Genomic DNA, 15,801 nt, shown 5'->3' on the forward strand with positions numbered 1-15,801 from the left:
GTCAGGATCATGACGACCGTTGTTGCGGTTGGAATCAGTTCTTGTCGAGATCGATATTCTTCGTCTCACGCAAACAGATCATCCCCACCACCAGGCTCACCCCGGTAATCAACACCGGATACCACAGCCCGTAAAAGATGTCCCCGGTGTACACCACCAGCGCAAACGACACCGTCGGCAGGAACCCGCCAAACCAGCCGTTACCAATGTGATACGGCAGCGACATCGAGGTGTAGCGAATGCGCGTCGGGAACAGTTCGACCATCAGCGCCGCCAGCGGGCCGTAGCACATCGCTGAGATGATGATCAGCGCCACGATCAGGGCGACGATCATCGGTTTGTTGATCTGCTGAAGATCGGCCTGTTGCGGGTAGCCGGCGAGGGTGATCGCGCCGCGCAGGGCGGCCTCATCGAAGCCATCGAGTTTGACGTCGCCGACGCTCACTTGCACGGCGCTGCCAGCCGGGGCGGCGGCGCTGGAGTAGGGCAGGCCTTGCTTGACCAGGAAGGTTTTGACCTTGTCGCACGGGCTGTCGAATTTGGCTTTGCCCACCGGGTCGAACTGGAAGGTGCAGGTCGCCGGATCTGCCAGCACGGTGATCGGTGCCTGACGGCTGGCCTGATCGATCGCCGGGTTGGCGTAGTGCGCGAGGGATTTGAAGATCGGGAAGTACAGCGCCGTGGCCAGTAGCAAGCCGAGCATCAGCACCGGTTTACGCCCGACCTTGTCCGACAGCCAGCCGAAAAAGATGAAGAACGGCGCACCGATGACCACGCTGATGATCAACAAAGTGTTGGCCACCGCTGGGTCCATTTTCAGGAACTGGGTGAGGAAGAACAGTACGTAGAACTGCGCCGCGTAGAAGGTCACCGCTTGTCCGGCGTTGATGCTGAACAGGGCGATCAGCACGACTTTAAGGTTCTCCCATTTGCCGAAGGATTCGCGGATCGGCGCTTTCGAGGTTTTACCTTCCTCTTTCATTTTCAGATACGCCGGCGATTCGTGCAGGCTCAGGCGAATCCAGGTGGAAATGCCCAGCAGCACGATCGACAGCAGAAACGGAATACGCCAGCCCCACACTTCAAACTGATCGCCGGTGAAGTAGCGGCAACCGAGCACCACCAGCAGCGACAGCAACAGGCCGAGGGTCGCGGTGGACTGAATCCAGCTGGTATGGAAACCGCGCTTTCCGATCGGCGCGTGTTCGGCAACGTAGGTGGCCGCGCCGCCGTATTCACCGCCGAGCGCCAGGCCCTGCAGCATGCGCAACACCACCAGAATGATCGGCGCGGCGATGCCGATGCTGGCGTAGGTCGGCAGCAGGCCGACGCAGAAGGTCGCCACGCCCATCAGAATGATCGTCGCGAGAAAGGTGTATTTGCGCCCGATCATGTCCCCCAACCGACCGAACACCAGCGCCCCGAACGGCCGCACGATAAACCCTGCAGCGAAAGCCATCAGCGCAAAGATAAACGCCGTGGTGTCGTTGACCCCGGCGAAAAACTGCTTGCTGATCACCGCCGCAAGGGCGCCGTAGAGGAAGAAGTCATACCACTCGAACACCGTCCCCAGTGATGAAGCGAAGATGACTTTGCGTGTGTCCGGGCTGGTCTCGACGCTGCGCACGGCGTCCAGCGGCTGAACGTGTTCTGACATATCGGTATCCCTCACAGTGATTGTTTTTGTTGTTCCACTGGTGTTGCGTGTCCGGGTGATGCCTTGAATTAAACGCGGTTCTTTGTAGGAGCTGCCGCAGGCTGCGATCTTTTGATCTTGCTTTTGATCTGGAAAATCCAAAGTCAAAAGATCGCAGCCTTCGGCAGCTCCTACAGGGTTTGGGCCAGCTCCAATTTCGCGGTGCTGCTCCTGGTGTTGGGGCTGAGGATCAGTTGTGCCGCTTTCTCGGCAATCATCAGCGTAGGCGAACAGGTGTTGCCCGAGGTGATGCGCGGCATGATCGAGGCATCGGCAATGCGCAACCCGGGCACACCGTGAACGCGCAGTTGTGCGTCGACCACCGCTTCGCCGTCATTGCCCATGCGACAGGTGCCGACCGGGTGGAAAATCGTCGTGCCGATTTTCGCTGCTGCTTGCTGCAATTGTTCTTCACTTTGCAGGTTGGCGCCGGGCAGATATTCGACCGGTTTGAACGCTTGCAGGGCAGGGGCGCTGACGATGCGCCGGGTCAGGCGAATCGCATCTGCCGCGACGCGCAAATCCTCTGGATGACTGAGGTAGTTGGGCTGAATCAGCGGCGCTTCCTGCGGATCCGCCGAACGAATGTCGATGCGTCCCCGACTCTGCGGACGCAAGTCGCAAACTGAGGCGGTGAAGGCGGGAAAGCTGTGCAACGGCTCGCCAAAACGCTCCAGCGAAAGGGGCTGCACGTGGTACTCAAGATTCGCCGAGGTCTGCTCCGGCCCCGAACGCGCAAACGCGCCCAACTGACTCGGCGCCATCGACAACGGCCCACTGCGGTCATACAGATAACGCAGACCCATGCCCATCTTGCCCCACACGCTGCCAGCGATCTGGTTCAGGGTTCGGGCGTTTTCCAGTTTGTAGATCAGGCGCAATTGCAGGTGATCCTGCAGGTTGCCGCCGACGCCTGGCAGCTCATGAATCACGCCGATACCGAGGCGTTCGAGCAGTGGGCGCGGGCCAATCCCGGAGCGCTGCAAAATGCTTGGTGATCCGACCGCGCCGGCACACAGGACGATCTCCTTGCGCGCCTTGAACTGCTTGGTCTGACCTTCGTGGCGCGCACTGACTTTTGTTGCGCGACCGTCCTCTAGCAGCACACGATCCACCTCAACCCCGGTCAGCACTGTCAGATTGGCTCGGTCACGCACCGGTTTCAAAAACGCCTTCGCCGCGTTCCAGCGCACGCCGGATTTCTGGTTGACCTGAAAGTAGCCGCAACCCTCGTTGTCGCCCTGATTGAAGTCATCGATGCTGGCGATGCCGCTCTGCTCGGCGGCACTGCGAAAGGCATCCAGAATCGGCCACGACAGGCGCTGCTGTTCAACCCGCCATTCACCCTTGGCGCCATGAAATTCAGCCGCGCCGGCAAAGTGGTTTTCGCTTTGTTTGAACAGCGGCAGCACGTCGTTCCAGGCCCAACCCGGGTTGCCCTCGGCCGCCCAGCCATCGTAGTCGTTGGCCTGGCCGCGCATGTAGATCATGCCGTTGATGGACGAACAACCGCCCAGCACTTTACCGCGCGGATAGCTCAGCGCGCGGCCGTTGAGGCCCGGTTGTTCTTCGGTCTTGAAGCACCAGTCGGTGCGCGGGTTACCGATGCAGAACAGGTAACCGACAGGAATGTGAATCCACGCATAGTTGTCGCGCCCGCCGGCTTCGAGCAACAGCACGCGCTGCTGCGCATCAGCGGAGAGCCGATTGGCCAGCAAACACCCGGCAGGGCCGGCGCCGACCACGATGTAGTCGTATTCATCGAGGGAAGTCTGCATTCCCTGACCTCGCTTTTTGTTTTTATTGTCGGACACTCTAGTTGTTAGCTTTCGTTAAAAGAATGTTAGTTTTTGCGCAGCCGCTGTGCGTTTTCAAACAGCCTGCATAGACCATAGCCGACAAGGACACGCCATGTTCGACTGGAACGACCTGCGGTTTTTTCTCGAACTGCAACGCAGCGGCCGCCTGCTCACCGCCGCCCGCCGTCTCAACACCACCCACGCCACCGTCGCCCGCCATATCGAAGCCATCGAGAAAAGCCTCGGCACCGCGCTGTTCGTCCAGCACGCCCAAGGCTACGAAATGACCCCGGCGGGGGAGGCGCTGCTTAAACATGCTGAGGCGATGGAAAACGTTGCGTTGCTGGCGCAGGAAGAGATCACCCAATCCACCGCGCCACTGGGCAAGATTCGTGTCGGCGTCACCGAAGGGCTTGGCATCAAGTTTCTCGCCAGCCGCATGATCGGCTTGTTCGAACGCTATCCGGGATTGGAAGTGGAACTGGTCGCCGTACCGCGCTTTGTCAGCATTCTCAACCGCGAGGCGGAAATCAGCATTCATCTGGAGCGCCCGGCGGCGGACATGCTGGTGACGCGCAAACTCACCGACTATCGACTCGCGTTGTACGCCAGCCAACGCTATCTCGATAAGGCGCCGCCACTGCACAGCCGCGAAGACCTCGGGCGGCATGCGTGGATCGGTTATGTCGATGATTTGCTGTTCAGCCAGGAACTGATGTTTCTCAACAGCTTCTGCCGCAGCCCTCGGGTTGTGTTCCATAGCACCAGCGTTATTGCGCAGCAGGAGGCCGCTCGGTCAGGGTTGGGGATTGCGGTTTTACCGTGCTACATGGCGTCATCTGACCCTGACCTTGTCCCATTACTGCCGGATGAAAGCATCGAACGCAGCTACTGGATCAGCACGCGGCGCGAGTTGCACAAGTCGGTGCGGCTGCGCGTGGTCTGGGATTATGTGGTGGGGTTGTGTGAGGCGGAGCAGGGGCTTTTACGCGGTTAAACCAGGCGCATCCAAATCCCCCTGTGGGAGCGAGCCTGCTCGCGAAAGCGGTGTATCTGATACGCAAATCTCGCCTGACCCAACGCCTTCGCGAGCAGGCTCGCTCCCACAGGGGGTATGCGCATATCACTCGAGATGTGTGTCATCTCCGGGTTGATTTACATATGGATGTCCGTATATTCGAATTTCCGTATGTATCGAGCCCGTCCCATGATCACCCCCACCGAAGTCTTCAAGAGCCTCGCCGACGAAACCCGCGTTCGGGCCATGCTGCTCATCGCCGATCAAGGTGAGCTCTGCGTCTGCGAGCTGATGTGCGCGCTCGACGACAGCCAACCGAAAATCAGCCGCCACCTCGCGCAACTGCGCAGCAATGGTTTGCTACTTGATCGCCGCCAGGGCCAGTGGGTTTATTACCGGCTCAATCCGGAGCTGCCGGCGTGGGTACGCGAAATCCTGCAAGTGACGTCCAAAGCCAACGCCGATTGGCTCAAGGACAACGCCGCCCGCCTGCAGAACATGGACGGGCGTCCGGTTCGCGAAACCGCCTGCTGCTGAGAAAGAAAAAACCATGCGAATTCTGTTTATGTGCACGGCCAACAGCTGCCGCAGCATCCTGTCCGAAGCCATGTTCAATCATCTGGCGCGCCCCGGATTCGAGGCCGTGAGTTCCGGAAGTTTCCCCAAGGGCCAAGTGTTGCCGCGCAGCCTGTCGACGCTGCAACAGGCCGGCATTGCCATCGATGGCCTGTATAGCAAGGGTAATGACGCGTTCGAAGACAATCCGCCAGACATTGTCATCACCGTCTGTGACAAGGCCGCCGGTGAGAGCTGCCCGGTGTACTTCGGCCCCGCACTCAAAGCCCATTGGGGCCTGGCAGATCCCTCGGATGTGATCGGCGACGATGCCGCCGTGGACGCGGCGTTTGCTGCCACGCTGGCGATCATCGAGCGGCGCTGCGCGACCTTCCTTGGCCTGCCATTTAAAGCACTCAGCCGCGCTGATCTTCAGCGTGAGCTGGATCGTATCGGCTCTCTCTGAGCTGGAGGACACATGTCAGAACACCTGCCCCATCTTGATCATTCGCTGTTCGAAGGAGCGTCCCCTTTGGGCGAACACAAACCGCGCATCCTGCTGCTCTACGGCTCGACCCGCGAACGCTCCTTCAGCCGTTTGCTGGTAGAGGAGGCCGCGCGCCTGCTCGAACATTTCGGCGCCGAAACGCGGATCTTCAACCCGTCCGGTCTGCCACTGCCCGACGACGTTCCGGTCGACCATCCCAAAGTGCAGGAACTGCGCGATCTGGTGCTGTGGTCGGAGGGTCAGGTCTGGTGCTCACCCGAACGTCACGGCGCGATGTCGGCCGTGTTCAAGGCACAGATCGACTGGATCCCGCTGGAACTCGGCGCCGTGCGTCCGACCCAGGGTAAAACTCTGGCCGTGATGCAGGTCTGCGGCGGTTCGCAGTCGTTCAACGTGGTCAACCAGTTGCGCGTGTTGGGCCGCTGGATGCGCATGTTCACCATCCCCAACCAATCCTCGGTGCCCAAGGCCTACATGGAATTCGACGACGCCGGGCGGATGAAACCGTCGCCGTTCTACGATCGTGTGGTCGATGTGATGGAAGAACTGGTGAAGTTCACCGTGCTGCTGCGCGATCAACAGGCGCATCTGGTCGACCGCTACTCCGAGCGCAAGGAAAGCGCCGAGCAACTGATGGCGCGGGTGAATCAGCGTTCGATTTGAGGCCGTCCCTCGGCGAGGGACGGCTGCGTTCAGTCGACCAGTACTTGCGGCGACACCACCCAGGCGCTGCAGGGCATTTTGTACAGCAGCTGTTCCACCGTGCTACCGATCAACCGACCCAGGCCGCGATGGCCGATACGGCCCATGACGATCACATCGATGTCATAGGCATCGGCGTAGCTGCACAGCACGTTGGCCGGATTGCCCATGATCATGTGCTGGCGTTCCGGCGCAATGCCGTTGCGCTCGGCCAGTTCGCGGAATGCATCGCCTTGCGCATCGAACAGCGTTTTCGCCTTGCCCTCGGTGAAAAACGTCGAGGCGTTGCCAAAGCCGAACTCGTCGGCGCTGATTGATGACAGGTCGTAGGCATAGACCACATCCAGTTCGGCATCGCAGAGGCTGGCCAGTTTCGCGGCCTCGCGCAGGATACGGTCGTTGAAGTCGGCGTATTGCTCGTCGCGATGAAACGGATCAATCGCCGCGACGATCCGCCGGGGCCGGGCGTGCTGGACATGGCTGACGAAGTGCAGCGGTACCCGGCATTCGCGCAGCAAATGAACATCGAGCGGGGTGAACATCAACCGTGACATGAACGAGGCGTGCTGCAGATCCTTGATCAGCAGGGCCATCGGCTGCTCCTTGAGGTGAATCTGGATTTCATGCAACGGATTGTCGACCCACACCACTTCCGTGGTCACGGTCACGCCGAGGTGGCGCATGGGCCGCGCCTGGTCCTCTAGCCATTGGCGGTGGCGCTCGACATAACCCAGGCGCATCTGTTCCAGGGCCTGCTCGTTGACCAATCCGGCGGTCGCCAGCCCTTCGAGGTAATCGAATGCCACGATGTGCAGCGCCGCCCCCGATGCTTTGGCCAGGGCCGCGGCCCGATCGAACGCAGGGCTGTGTTTCATCAGCGGTGAAGCTACCAGCATGAAACGTGCTTGCTCGGACATGACGAATCTCCTGTGGGTAGCGGCATTGGACGGCCAGACGCAACGGCGTCAGTTCATGTTGCTCCGTACCGCCGGGCGTGGCTTGATCTTTGTCAATGACGCGGCCCAATAATGCCTGCGTCCGACGTGCGGCATCGGCGATGCGCAATCCAGCATTGATTGATCGTTATCAACCTTGTGTCGGTCAGTTCGGCGCAGCCTTGGAAAGGTGCTGAACTCACTGCAAACACCTGCACAGGAGTCTTGATCATGGCCATGATGAAAGCGGCGATATTCGTCGAAAAGAATCGCATCGTTCTGGATGACAAACCGATTCCCGAGGTTGGCCCGCTGGACGCACTGGTGCGGATCACCACCACGACGATCTGCGGCACCGACGTGCATATCCTGCGTGGCGAGTATCCGGTGGCCAAAGGTTTGACCGTCGGTCACGAACCGGTGGGCGTGATCGAGAAACTTGGCTCACAGGTGCGCGGATTTTTCGAAGGCCAGCGGGTGATCGCCGGCGCGATTACCCCCAGCGGCCAAAGCTACGCCTGCCTGTGTGGCTGCGGCTCCCAGGACGGGCCGGACACTCGCCACGGTTTTCGCGCCACCGGCGGCTGGAAATTCGGCAACATCATCGATGGCTGCCAGGCGGAGTACGTCCTGGTGCCCGATGCCTTGGCCAACCTGTGCCCGATCCCCGACGGGCTCAGCGACGAACAGGTGCTGATGTGCCCGGACATCATGTCCACCGGATTCTCCGGCGCCGAACGTGGCGAAGTCAGTATCGGCGACAGCGTTGCGGTATTCGCGCTGGGGCCGATCGGTCTGTGCGCGGTGGCCGGGGCACGGCTCAAGGGTGCTAGCGTGATCATTGGCGTCGACGCGGTGGCCGAGCGCATGAGCGTCGCGCGGCAGTTGGGCGCGACCCACGTGGTCAACTTCAAGGACGGCGACGTGGTCGAGCAAATCATGGCGTTGACCGACGGGCGCGGCGTGGATGTGGCCATCGAAGCCTTGGGCACCCAAGGCACGTTCGAGTCTGCCTTGCGGGTGTTACGCCCGGGCGGACGCTTGTCGAGTCTGGGTGTTTACGCGTCGGACCTGCGCATTCCCTACGATGCCTTCGCGGCAGGGCTGGGCGATTACAGCATCGTCAGCACCCTGTGCCCCGGCGGCAAGGAACGCATGCGCCGGTTGATGGCGGTGGTGCAAAGCGGTGGCGTCGATCTGTCGCCGCTGGTGACCCACCACTTCAAACTCGACGATATCGAAGCCGCCTATGAACTGTTCGCGCATCAGCGCGATGGGGTGATGAAGGTGGCGATTACGCCGTGATCGGCAACGCGCCCCGCAACGTTTAAAGGTACGGGGCGCAGGAATGTCGCTACAGACTCAGGCGATGAATGACTTGGTGCGGGTCATCAGGATCGCTGTGGGTTTCAAAGCCCAGCGAACGGGCGAGGTCGCGCATGGCCGTGTTGCTGGCCGAATCCACCGAATACAGATGCTTGAAACCGTTGTGCCGGGCAGCCTTGATCAAATGTTCCATCAGCAACGTGGCCAGGCCCAGGTGCATCCACTCATCGGCGACCGTGACGGCGCATTCACAGTACTGTTCGCCCGTGGCGGCGTAGCGGCTGATGCCGATCTCGATCAATTCGCCATTTTCGTGAGCCAGTGCGACGTAGGCCGCGCGTTGCTTGCCGTCGACGTCCATCAACTGATCGAGCAACGCGGTGCCCGGCTCACTGATCTGCGCGAGAAAACGCAGGTGTCGGGACTCGGGCGACAAGCGCTTGATGAACGCATATTCGCGTTCGCGATCCTCGGCGGCCAGGGCACGGATCAAGACGTGGCGGCCATCCCTGAGCGACTCGATCCAGTATTCACCTGGGTGCGCGGCATAGGCCGGCGCCGCGCGGTCATTGTGGTCTTTGACAGTGAGCATGAGATGAGCCTCCATCGGGGCTGAACGAGCAACGCGCAGGAGAGTGCGCTGAGTCTGTTCTACACCGATGTCAGCCCCGGAAGCTGATCTGGATCAGATTCCGACGCGCGGCCACTGTTTTAACGGGCAATGGCGCTCCTGGCTCCGTAACAGACTCAACTCTGCGGCGGTTCGCGAGTGCTGCGTTGCGATGCGGGGAGCGGTTGCCCGTCAGGGATCGACAAGGTCGCGCGCAGGCCGCCCTCAGCGCGGTTGACCAAAGTGATCCGCCCGCCCAACTGCGTGGCGATGGTGTTGACGATGGTCAGTCCCAGCCCCGCACCGTGGGCATTGCCGCGACTGTAGAAGCGTTCGAACAAGCGTGCCCGGTCCGTTTCATCAATGCCCGGCCCCTGATCTTCGACGCTCAAGTGATAAAACCCCTCGGACTGGCTGAGCAGCACGGTGATCACGCCGTGTTCGGGGGAGAAGTTCGCAGCATTGGTGATCAGGTTGTTCAGGGCAATGTCGATCGTGCCGGGGCTGGCCATGATGTTGAACGGCTGGGCGCTGTCTTCGAAGGCCAGTTCCAGGTGTTTGCTCAGCAACCATGGCGTCAGCTGCACCAAGCTGTTGCGCACGGTTTCGCTGAGGTCGATGGGTTGCAACGGCGGGGGATTGGGTTTCGGCTCCAGGCGCGCCATGGTCAGCAACTGGTTGACCAGGCGACTGGTGCGGTCGACCCCGGCGATCAGAAACGCCAGCGATTCGCGGCGCTCCTGTTCGGTGCCGGCCTCCTGCAGGTTCTGCGCATGCACCCGCAGCACCGCCAGCGGTGTGCGCATTTCGTGGGCGGCGTCGGCGATAAAGCGCCGTTCGCGGCCAAGCACTTCCTGAATCTGCGCGAGCATACGGTTGAGCGCTGCCTGCATCGGTTCCAGCTCACTGGGCAGCGGCGCCAGTTGCAACGGTTCCAGCGAACCGCTGTGACGGGCGCGCAGAGTTTCGGCCATGTTCGCCAAGGGCTTGAGGCCCCAGCCGATGGCCAGCCAGACCATCGCCGCGAGCAGCAAGCTGCCGACCACATTCGGCCAAAGGGTGTGGCGGACGATGCGGTCAACCAGATCGGCGCGCACATCGTCGCGCTCACCGACCCAGATGCGCAGGCCGTTCTGTTTGTCTTCAAGGAGAAAGGCGCGCCAGTGACGATTGTTCAGGTCCACTACATCGCTGAAGCCGGGCTGCGTCGGTGGTGCCTTGAAGGACGGTGCGCTGGCGGTGTGCACCAGCACATCACCGGCAGGATTCCACACCTGAAAAGCGATTTTGCGTTCGTAAGGATGACCTTCGCCGCGCGGCACCGCTTCGCCCAGCGCCGAGTTGAACGCCTGGTACAGTTCCGCGTGCTGTTTGCTGGCCAAGGGCATGCGCATCACGCCTTGCAACAGGCGCGCGTTCTGCGCCAATTGTGCGTCGTAGACTTCGGCGATTTCGTGGTTGCTGTCGTGCAGGTTGAAGGTGCTGAGCACCGCGAGGCCGGCCAGCAACAGGCCGATGATCAAGGTCAGCGTGCGGCGGCGGATCGAGGTCATCGACGCTCCTCCACCAGATAACCCACGCCGCGAATGGTGCGGATCAGGTCGGTGGAAAACTTCTTGCGCAAGTGGTGGATGTGCACTTCGAGGGTGTTGCTTTCGGCTTCTTCGTTCCAGCCGTAAAGCAGTTGCATCAGTTGATCGCGGGTCATCACCCGGCCCGGCGGCGACAGCAGTTCGTGCAGCAACTGATATTCCTTGGGCGTCAGGGCCACCGGTTGGCCCTGATAGCTGACTTGCTGGGTGCCCGGGTTGAGGCTGATGCCGGCATGCTCGATCAACGCCTGGGCGCGCCCGGCACTGCGCCGCAACAAGGCGCGCAAGCGTGCCTTGAGTTCGTCCAGGTCGAACGGTTTGATCAGGTAGTCGTCGGCCCCGGCGTCAAGCCCGGCGATGCGATCTTCGGTGGCGTCACGGGCGGTAAGAATCAGCACCGGCAGATTCGAACCGCTGTCGCGCAGGCGGCGCAGCACTTGCAGGCCGTCCATGCGCGGCAGACCGAGATCCAGCACGGCGACATCGAAGGTTTCGCTGAGCAGCGCATGCAAGGCACTGCTGCCGTCCTTGAGCCAGTCGACGGTGTAACCCTCGCGGCCCAGCGCCTGATGAATGCCTTCACCCAGCGCGACGTCATCCTCAACCAGTAATAAACGCACGCGGACTCCTGTCAGTCGAGTTTCTTGTTCACGTCCACCAGCAGGGCGGCGATCTCTTTGCGACGCCCGGCATCGGCACTTTCCCGGCCCGGGCGCGGCGCGGCTTGCTGGGCTTTGAGCAGCGCAGCTTTGGCTTCAGCGTAGCGCTTCTGACGGTAGAGGTGATCGCCCCAGAAGTACAGGCTGTCGATGCCGTTGGGGTTGAGTTGCAAGGCTTGCTTGAGCAGTTGCTCGGCCTTGTCGATGTCGCCGAAGCCGATGGGCCAGCCGGGCACACGGTCATACAGCGCGGCGAGGCTGGTGTAGGCCGAGCCTTGCAGGGCTTTGGGGTCGAGGGTCAAGGATTTTTCCAGATCGGCCTTGGCGTCCTTGGCTTTGCCCAGAGCGCCGAGTCCGCCTTCGGCACCGGCCCAACTGCTGGTGACGATGCCTTTCCAGATCCACGCTTCGGCCACCGCCGGGCGTTGCGTGGTGAACGTGTTGGCCTCGTTGGCCAATTGTTCGAACGCGGCGGCGCGCTGTTTTTCCGCCACTTCATATTGGATGTGCGCCCAGCTCTGCTGGATGCCCTCAAGACGTTTCTGGTCGGCCGGTTCCAGCGCCCAGACGCTTTGACTGAGGGCGGCGAGCAACAGGCATGCGGATAGTTTTTTCATGGCTTTGGCGACTCGTGGTCAGGTTTTTCACTGAGGCGGCGGATCAGCGGCAACTGCTTGCGCAAGCCTCGATCGACCAGATGCGGGAGCAGATTGTTCAGGCGGACGAAGAAGCGTTCCGGCCAGCCCAGGTAGAGGTCGCGACGATCACCGGCAATCGCATGGATCACCGCCGAGGCCACGGTTTGCGGATCGTCGACGTTGGCCTTGAGTGCGTCGTTCAAGGCTTGTGCGGCGGCGCTGTTCATCGAGGTGCGCGTGGCGCGTGGCGCGACGTACAGCACGCTGACGCGGGTGTCAGCGAGCTCGCGGCGCAGCGCCTCGGAAAATCCGCGCAAAGCAAACTTGGTCGCGCAGTAACTGGCGTAACCGGGGTAGCCGATCGAGCCGTAGGTCGAACCGACGTTGACCACCATCGCGCTGTCGGCCTGCTTGAGCAGCGGCAACAGCAGTTTGGTCAGGCACATCGGCGCACTGATATTCACCGCCAGCATCGCGTTGATGTCGCTGTCATCGAGCTGTTCGAGCATGGCGAAGTGATTGACCCCGGCGGCGTTGATCAGCAGGTTGATGCCGCCGATGGCTTCGGCGGCGACCAGCACTTTGCGCCGGTCGCTGAGGAAGGTCAGGTCGGCGCCGACCCAGCACAAAGACTCGGGGTAGCGCTTGAGCAACGGCAGCAGTGCTTCCTGATGCCGCGCCACCGCGAGCACGTTGGCACCGGCGGCGCACAAGGTTTCGGCGATGGCCAGGCCGATGCCGCCACTGGCACCGGTCAACACTACCCGCGCGTCACGCAGCTGCATATTGAGCCTCCGCGTCACGCGGCAAGCCACGGAACATGTCGGTGTACAGGCGATAGACGACCTTCGAGGCATGGATCACGGCGGCTTGATCGGCAGGATCTTCCAGCTGATTCATCAGGCGCCGATAGGTCTGCATGTGCTCGATATCGAGCGAACCGTGAGAGCTTAGGTAACTGAACGCGGTTTCCGGCAAGGCCAAACGCTCGCGAATGCTGTCCGCCGCATGGGTGGCCAGGGCGATGCTGGTGCCTTCGAGCACATTGACCATGCCGAACAGACCGACCGGATTGCCACGGGCGATCAGGTCGTAAAGAAAGCTGACCATCAACTCGATCGACAACGACGGCTGACCGTCGCGCACCGCATCACGATCACCGCCACATGCAGCGATGTCGTTGAGCACCCAGTGTTCATGGCCGTATTCGTCTTCGATGTACTTGGCCACCGCTTTGCGCAGCCATTCCAGACGCGTCGGCAGGCGCGCACCGCAAGCCATCATCAGCGGCACGGTGTGGCGCACGTGGTAATACGCTTGCGCGAGAAACGCCCGATAACTGTCGAGGCTGACCTTGCCTTGCAGGGCATCGACGATGATCGGCAGGTTGAACAGTTCGTGGCGTTCCTGTTGTGTGGCTTCTTGCAGGGTGTCAAAAAAACTCATGATGCGGACTCCTCGGAAACAGCGGATTCGGTCAATTGGCTGTGGTACTGCGCGACGATGGCGTCGCGGCGCGGGCGGCCGTTGGCGGTGAGCAAGCCATTGGCGCCGGTGAAGGGTTGCGGCAAGCGCGTCCACTGATGCACCTGGGCGTAATCGGGCAAAGCCTCGTTGGCTTCGGCGACGGCAGCGGCCAGTTCGGCATCGGTGCAGTCCGGGCGATGCGGCCAGAGCAGGGCGTGATTGCACGGCAAGGCCTCGCCGTAAACGAAGGCCTGGGCGATGTGGCGGCGCTGGGTCAGTTCGGACTCGACCCATTCCGGGTTGACGTTGCGCCCGAAACTGGTGACGAACTGGTGCTTCTTGCGGCCCTTGAGATAGAGAAAACCTTCCGGGTCGAACTCACCCAGATCGCCGCTCGGCCACCATTCCTCGGCATACGGCGCGTCGCCCAGATAACCGAGCAGCGTCGAGCCCTTGATCAGCACCTCGCCGTCCTCGGCCAGCCGCACTTCAACATGCGGCAACGGTCGGCCGACACTGCCCGGGCGGCGTGCCCCGGGTCGATTGAGGCACACCACCGAAGCGCATTCGGACAAGCCGTAACCTTCATAAACCGGCAGCCCGACCCGTTGCGCGCGGTGCAGCAGATCCTCCGAGACCCGCGCACCGCCGACAGCGGCAAAGCGCAGGGTTTGCGGGTCGAAGGCTTTTTGTTCGGCGGCGCTGACCAGTAACAGCAGCAACTGCGGCACCAGGATCAGACTCTCCGGTGCACGGCTGGCCAGATAACCGAGCAGACGCGGAATCTCGACGCCGCTAGCGCCCTGAATGCCGAGGGTTTTCTGGCTCGGCAAACTCAACATGGCGCCGGCATACAGCGCGGCGTAACAGCCAAGGTTTTCCAGCAGAATCGCCAACGGCAACAGCGCCAGATGATGCTGCGGGCCGGTCGCTTCGCTGGCCTGATGCAGCTCCCGTGCCACCCGCAGCAGGCTCTCGGCGCTCAGGCACACACCTTTCGGCGTGCCGGTGGTGCCGGAAGTGAAGGTGAGTTTCGCGGTGCCGACCGGCATACGATTCGGGCCACTGAACGAACGGCACCAGAACTCGCCACGTTGTTCATAACCAGCCGCGAGCAGTTCGACTCCCAGCTCCGGCTCGGCGATCACCCGTTCGGCCTGGCTCTGCTCCAGACAATGAGCGCGTTGCGCCGCACTGAAAAATGGCGGCAGCGTCACGCAGGTCAGGCCTTCGAACAGCACGGCCAGATCCCAGAGCATCGCGTCGACGCCGTTGTCCAACGCCAGCGCAATCACCTGCGCCTGCTCGTCGCGCAAACGCTCCTGGCGATACAACACTTCGGCGTACAGCGTGGCGTAATCGAGTTTCAGCGTGTCGCCCCACAAAGCGGTCGCGTTGTCGTTGCGCCGGGCATGGTCGCGCAGGGTTTCCTGGAAGCGTTGCAGTTCAAGCGACATGGCAGGCTCCTTCAATCGAAGTCGGCAAACCCAGGCGAGTAAACAGGCCGATATCGCGCAAATGGACGAACCCGGCGCGGATGTTGCCGACGTGCACCCAAGGTTTACTTTCGTAATAACTGCCCCAGTGTTGACGCTCGTCACCCAATCGTTCCGGATCAGCGGCGCACAATGTCACTGGCTTCAGACCCAGGCGATGGAAGCTGTTGACCAGTCCGATGTTGCCGGTGAACGTCACCCATTCCAGGCCGCCCATGGCCAGCAGATAGGTGATGGCGATGATGCTCAGGCGCGCACTGCCGGTGTCGCTGGCGGCGAGATTGCCGACTTCGACGATGGCTCTGCGCTCGACCGGACGATCCGCCGCCGCGCTGATCAAAGGCTCGATCGGCTCATCCAGATAGCGCTCAAGGAACAGTGATTCCAGATGCGCGCGACGCACCCCGGCCACGGCGCACAACTCGCCATCGCCGTTGTGCATGCCGAACAGCTCGGGCATGAAATGGCGAATGTCGGCGCCATGGGCCTTGCGAAAACGTTGCTGGATAAAGGCTTCGAACGGCTCTCGCAGGGCATCGTCGGGCAGCGCGCCGGTCAACGTCATCTGCGGTGTTTCGGCTTGACCGAAGCGCAGGGGCAGGGCGATGTTCCAGTCAAAATCGGGCATGGGCAGAACGCCTCCCTCAATAGGTTTGAGGCGAGTATCGGAGGCATTTCTTAACGAAGTCTGAAGGTGAAAAAAGGTTAACGTGAGGGTCTGTCTTCAGACTCTCTTAAGACTGGGCGGGCAGGGTAACGCCGTCGGTTCGCCCAACAACCGGAGCGAGGCGGTCGAACGA

At 61.6% G+C, this 15,801-nt stretch carries 16 protein-coding genes; 5 read left to right on the forward strand and 11 right to left on the reverse strand.

The annotated features are described in order from the left end of the window. Positions 1-34: 34 nt before the first annotated feature. Both HU718_RS12300 and HU718_RS12305 read right to left on the reverse strand, forming a co-directional pair. The gene (locus tag HU718_RS12300) at positions 35-1,657 is read right to left on the reverse strand and encodes an MFS transporter (protein ID WP_007910646.1); all 1,623 of its coding nucleotides are present in this window, start codon (positions 1,655-1,657) and stop codon (positions 35-37) included. 170 nt (positions 1,658-1,827) lie between these two features. Continuing rightward, on the reverse strand, positions 1,828-3,474 hold the full coding sequence (locus HU718_RS12305) for a GMC family oxidoreductase (RefSeq protein WP_186614296.1): 1,647 nt from the start codon (positions 3,472-3,474) through the stop codon (positions 1,828-1,830). Between the two features lie 133 nt (positions 3,475-3,607). Between HU718_RS12305 and HU718_RS12310 the strand changes: the two genes are divergently transcribed. From HU718_RS12310 to arsH, 4 genes are all read left to right on the forward strand, one after another. Beyond that, positions 3,608-4,492: a LysR family transcriptional regulator gene (locus tag HU718_RS12310; RefSeq protein ID WP_150708415.1), complete on the forward strand. Its 885-nt coding sequence runs from the start codon at positions 3,608-3,610 to the stop codon at positions 4,490-4,492. A 210-nt stretch (positions 4,493-4,702) separates the two neighbouring features. After that, positions 4,703-5,050 carry a metalloregulator ArsR/SmtB family transcription factor gene (locus HU718_RS12315; protein ID WP_122607133.1) on the forward strand — a complete coding sequence of 116 codons (348 nt, stop codon included), beginning with the start codon at positions 4,703-4,705 and terminating at the stop codon, positions 5,048-5,050. 13 nt (positions 5,051-5,063) lie between these two features. Continuing rightward, positions 5,064-5,534 carry an arsenate reductase ArsC gene (locus tag HU718_RS12320; protein ID WP_038366335.1) on the forward strand — a complete coding sequence of 157 codons (471 nt, stop codon included), beginning with the start codon at positions 5,064-5,066 and terminating at the stop codon, positions 5,532-5,534. Positions 5,535-5,546: 12 nt separating this feature from the next. Next, positions 5,547-6,239: an arsenical resistance protein ArsH gene (gene arsH, locus HU718_RS12325; RefSeq protein WP_150730008.1), complete on the forward strand. Its 693-nt coding sequence runs from the start codon at positions 5,547-5,549 to the stop codon at positions 6,237-6,239. A 29-nt stretch (positions 6,240-6,268) separates the two neighbouring features. Here arsH and HU718_RS12330 read toward each other — a convergent pair whose 3' ends face one another. Continuing rightward, positions 6,269-7,195: a universal stress protein gene (locus HU718_RS12330; RefSeq protein ID WP_102902053.1), complete on the reverse strand. Its 927-nt coding sequence runs from the start codon at positions 7,193-7,195 to the stop codon at positions 6,269-6,271. A 249-nt stretch (positions 7,196-7,444) separates the two neighbouring features. On the opposite strand from HU718_RS12330, the gene HU718_RS12335 reads away from it, so the two are divergent. Continuing rightward, complete coding sequence (locus HU718_RS12335) at positions 7,445-8,518, forward strand: NAD(P)-dependent alcohol dehydrogenase (RefSeq protein ID WP_110720474.1); 1,074 nt, start codon at positions 7,445-7,447, stop codon at positions 8,516-8,518. A gap of 49 nt (positions 8,519-8,567) precedes the next feature. Here the strand turns inward: HU718_RS12335 and HU718_RS12340 are convergent, their stop codons facing one another. From HU718_RS12340 to HU718_RS12375, 8 genes are all read right to left on the reverse strand, one after another. Continuing rightward, on the reverse strand, positions 8,568-9,131 hold the full coding sequence (locus HU718_RS12340) for a GNAT family N-acetyltransferase (protein ID WP_186614298.1): 564 nt from the start codon (positions 9,129-9,131) through the stop codon (positions 8,568-8,570). 155 nt (positions 9,132-9,286) lie between these two features. Next, positions 9,287-10,702, reverse strand: coding sequence for an ATP-binding protein (locus HU718_RS12345; protein ID WP_150708417.1), 1,416 nt, complete (start codon positions 10,700-10,702; stop codon positions 9,287-9,289). Beyond that, positions 10,699-11,361 (reverse strand): response regulator, encoded by a 663-nt coding sequence (locus HU718_RS12350; RefSeq protein WP_007910671.1) that lies wholly within the window; start codon positions 11,359-11,361, stop codon positions 10,699-10,701. Before HU718_RS12350 ends, HU718_RS12345 begins: the two co-directional genes overlap by 4 nt. 11 nt (positions 11,362-11,372) lie before the next feature. Beyond that, positions 11,373-12,017 carry a tetratricopeptide repeat protein gene (locus tag HU718_RS12355; protein ID WP_150708418.1) on the reverse strand — a complete coding sequence of 215 codons (645 nt, stop codon included), beginning with the start codon at positions 12,015-12,017 and terminating at the stop codon, positions 11,373-11,375. Continuing rightward, the gene (locus HU718_RS12360; protein ID WP_150708419.1) at positions 12,014-12,823 is read right to left on the reverse strand and encodes an SDR family oxidoreductase; all 810 of its coding nucleotides are present in this window, start codon (positions 12,821-12,823) and stop codon (positions 12,014-12,016) included. Before HU718_RS12360 ends, HU718_RS12355 begins: the two co-directional genes overlap by 4 nt. Beyond that, positions 12,810-13,484: an iron-containing redox enzyme family protein gene (locus HU718_RS12365; protein WP_150708420.1), complete on the reverse strand. Its 675-nt coding sequence runs from the start codon at positions 13,482-13,484 to the stop codon at positions 12,810-12,812. Before HU718_RS12365 ends, HU718_RS12360 begins: the two co-directional genes overlap by 14 nt. Continuing rightward, the gene (locus tag HU718_RS12370; RefSeq protein ID WP_150708421.1) at positions 13,481-14,962 is read right to left on the reverse strand and encodes an AMP-binding protein; all 1,482 of its coding nucleotides are present in this window, start codon (positions 14,960-14,962) and stop codon (positions 13,481-13,483) included. The genes HU718_RS12365 and HU718_RS12370 overlap by 4 nt, the downstream gene beginning before the upstream one ends. After that, a complete protein-coding gene (locus tag HU718_RS12375) occupies positions 14,952-15,629 on the reverse strand; it encodes a thermostable hemolysin (RefSeq protein ID WP_150708422.1) in 678 nt (225 codons plus the stop codon). The genes HU718_RS12370 and HU718_RS12375 overlap by 11 nt, the downstream gene beginning before the upstream one ends. Positions 15,630-15,801: the final 172 nt, after the last annotated feature.

This window comes from Pseudomonas tensinigenes (assembly GCF_014268445.2).
Lineage (GTDB): Bacteria > Pseudomonadota > Gammaproteobacteria > Pseudomonadales > Pseudomonadaceae > Aquipseudomonas > Aquipseudomonas tensinigenes.

Coding starts and splice junctions, on each gene's coding strand:
- HU718_RS12310 (WP_150708415.1), top strand. CDS start 3,608: ATGTTCGACTGGAACGACCTGCGGTTTTTTCTCGAACTGCAACGCAGC.
- HU718_RS12360 (WP_150708419.1), bottom strand. CDS start 12,823: ATGCAGCTGCGTGACGCGCGGGTAGTGTTGACCGGTGCCAGTGGCGGC.
- HU718_RS12330 (WP_102902053.1), bottom strand. CDS start 7,195: ATGTCCGAGCAAGCACGTTTCATGCTGGTAGCTTCACCGCTGATGAAA.
- arsH (WP_150730008.1), top strand. CDS start 5,547: ATGTCAGAACACCTGCCCCATCTTGATCATTCGCTGTTCGAAGGAGCG.
- HU718_RS12365 (WP_150708420.1), bottom strand. CDS start 13,484: ATGAGTTTTTTTGACACCCTGCAAGAAGCCACACAACAGGAACGCCAC.
- HU718_RS12340 (WP_186614298.1), bottom strand. CDS start 9,131: ATGCTCACTGTCAAAGACCACAATGACCGCGCGGCGCCGGCCTATGCC.
- HU718_RS12375 (WP_150708422.1), bottom strand. CDS start 15,629: ATGCCCGATTTTGACTGGAACATCGCCCTGCCCCTGCGCTTCGGTCAA.
- HU718_RS12315 (WP_122607133.1), top strand. CDS start 4,703: ATGATCACCCCCACCGAAGTCTTCAAGAGCCTCGCCGACGAAACCCGC.
- HU718_RS12305 (WP_186614296.1), bottom strand. CDS start 3,474: ATGCAGACTTCCCTCGATGAATACGACTACATCGTGGTCGGCGCCGGC.
- HU718_RS12345 (WP_150708417.1), bottom strand. CDS start 10,702: ATGACCTCGATCCGCCGCCGCACGCTGACCTTGATCATCGGCCTGTTG.
- HU718_RS12370 (WP_150708421.1), bottom strand. CDS start 14,962: ATGTCGCTTGAACTGCAACGCTTCCAGGAAACCCTGCGCGACCATGCC.
- HU718_RS12335 (WP_110720474.1), top strand. CDS start 7,445: ATGGCCATGATGAAAGCGGCGATATTCGTCGAAAAGAATCGCATCGTT.
- HU718_RS12320 (WP_038366335.1), top strand. CDS start 5,064: ATGCGAATTCTGTTTATGTGCACGGCCAACAGCTGCCGCAGCATCCTG.
- HU718_RS12300 (WP_007910646.1), bottom strand. CDS start 1,657: ATGTCAGAACACGTTCAGCCGCTGGACGCCGTGCGCAGCGTCGAGACC.
- HU718_RS12355 (WP_150708418.1), bottom strand. CDS start 12,017: ATGAAAAAACTATCCGCATGCCTGTTGCTCGCCGCCCTCAGTCAAAGC.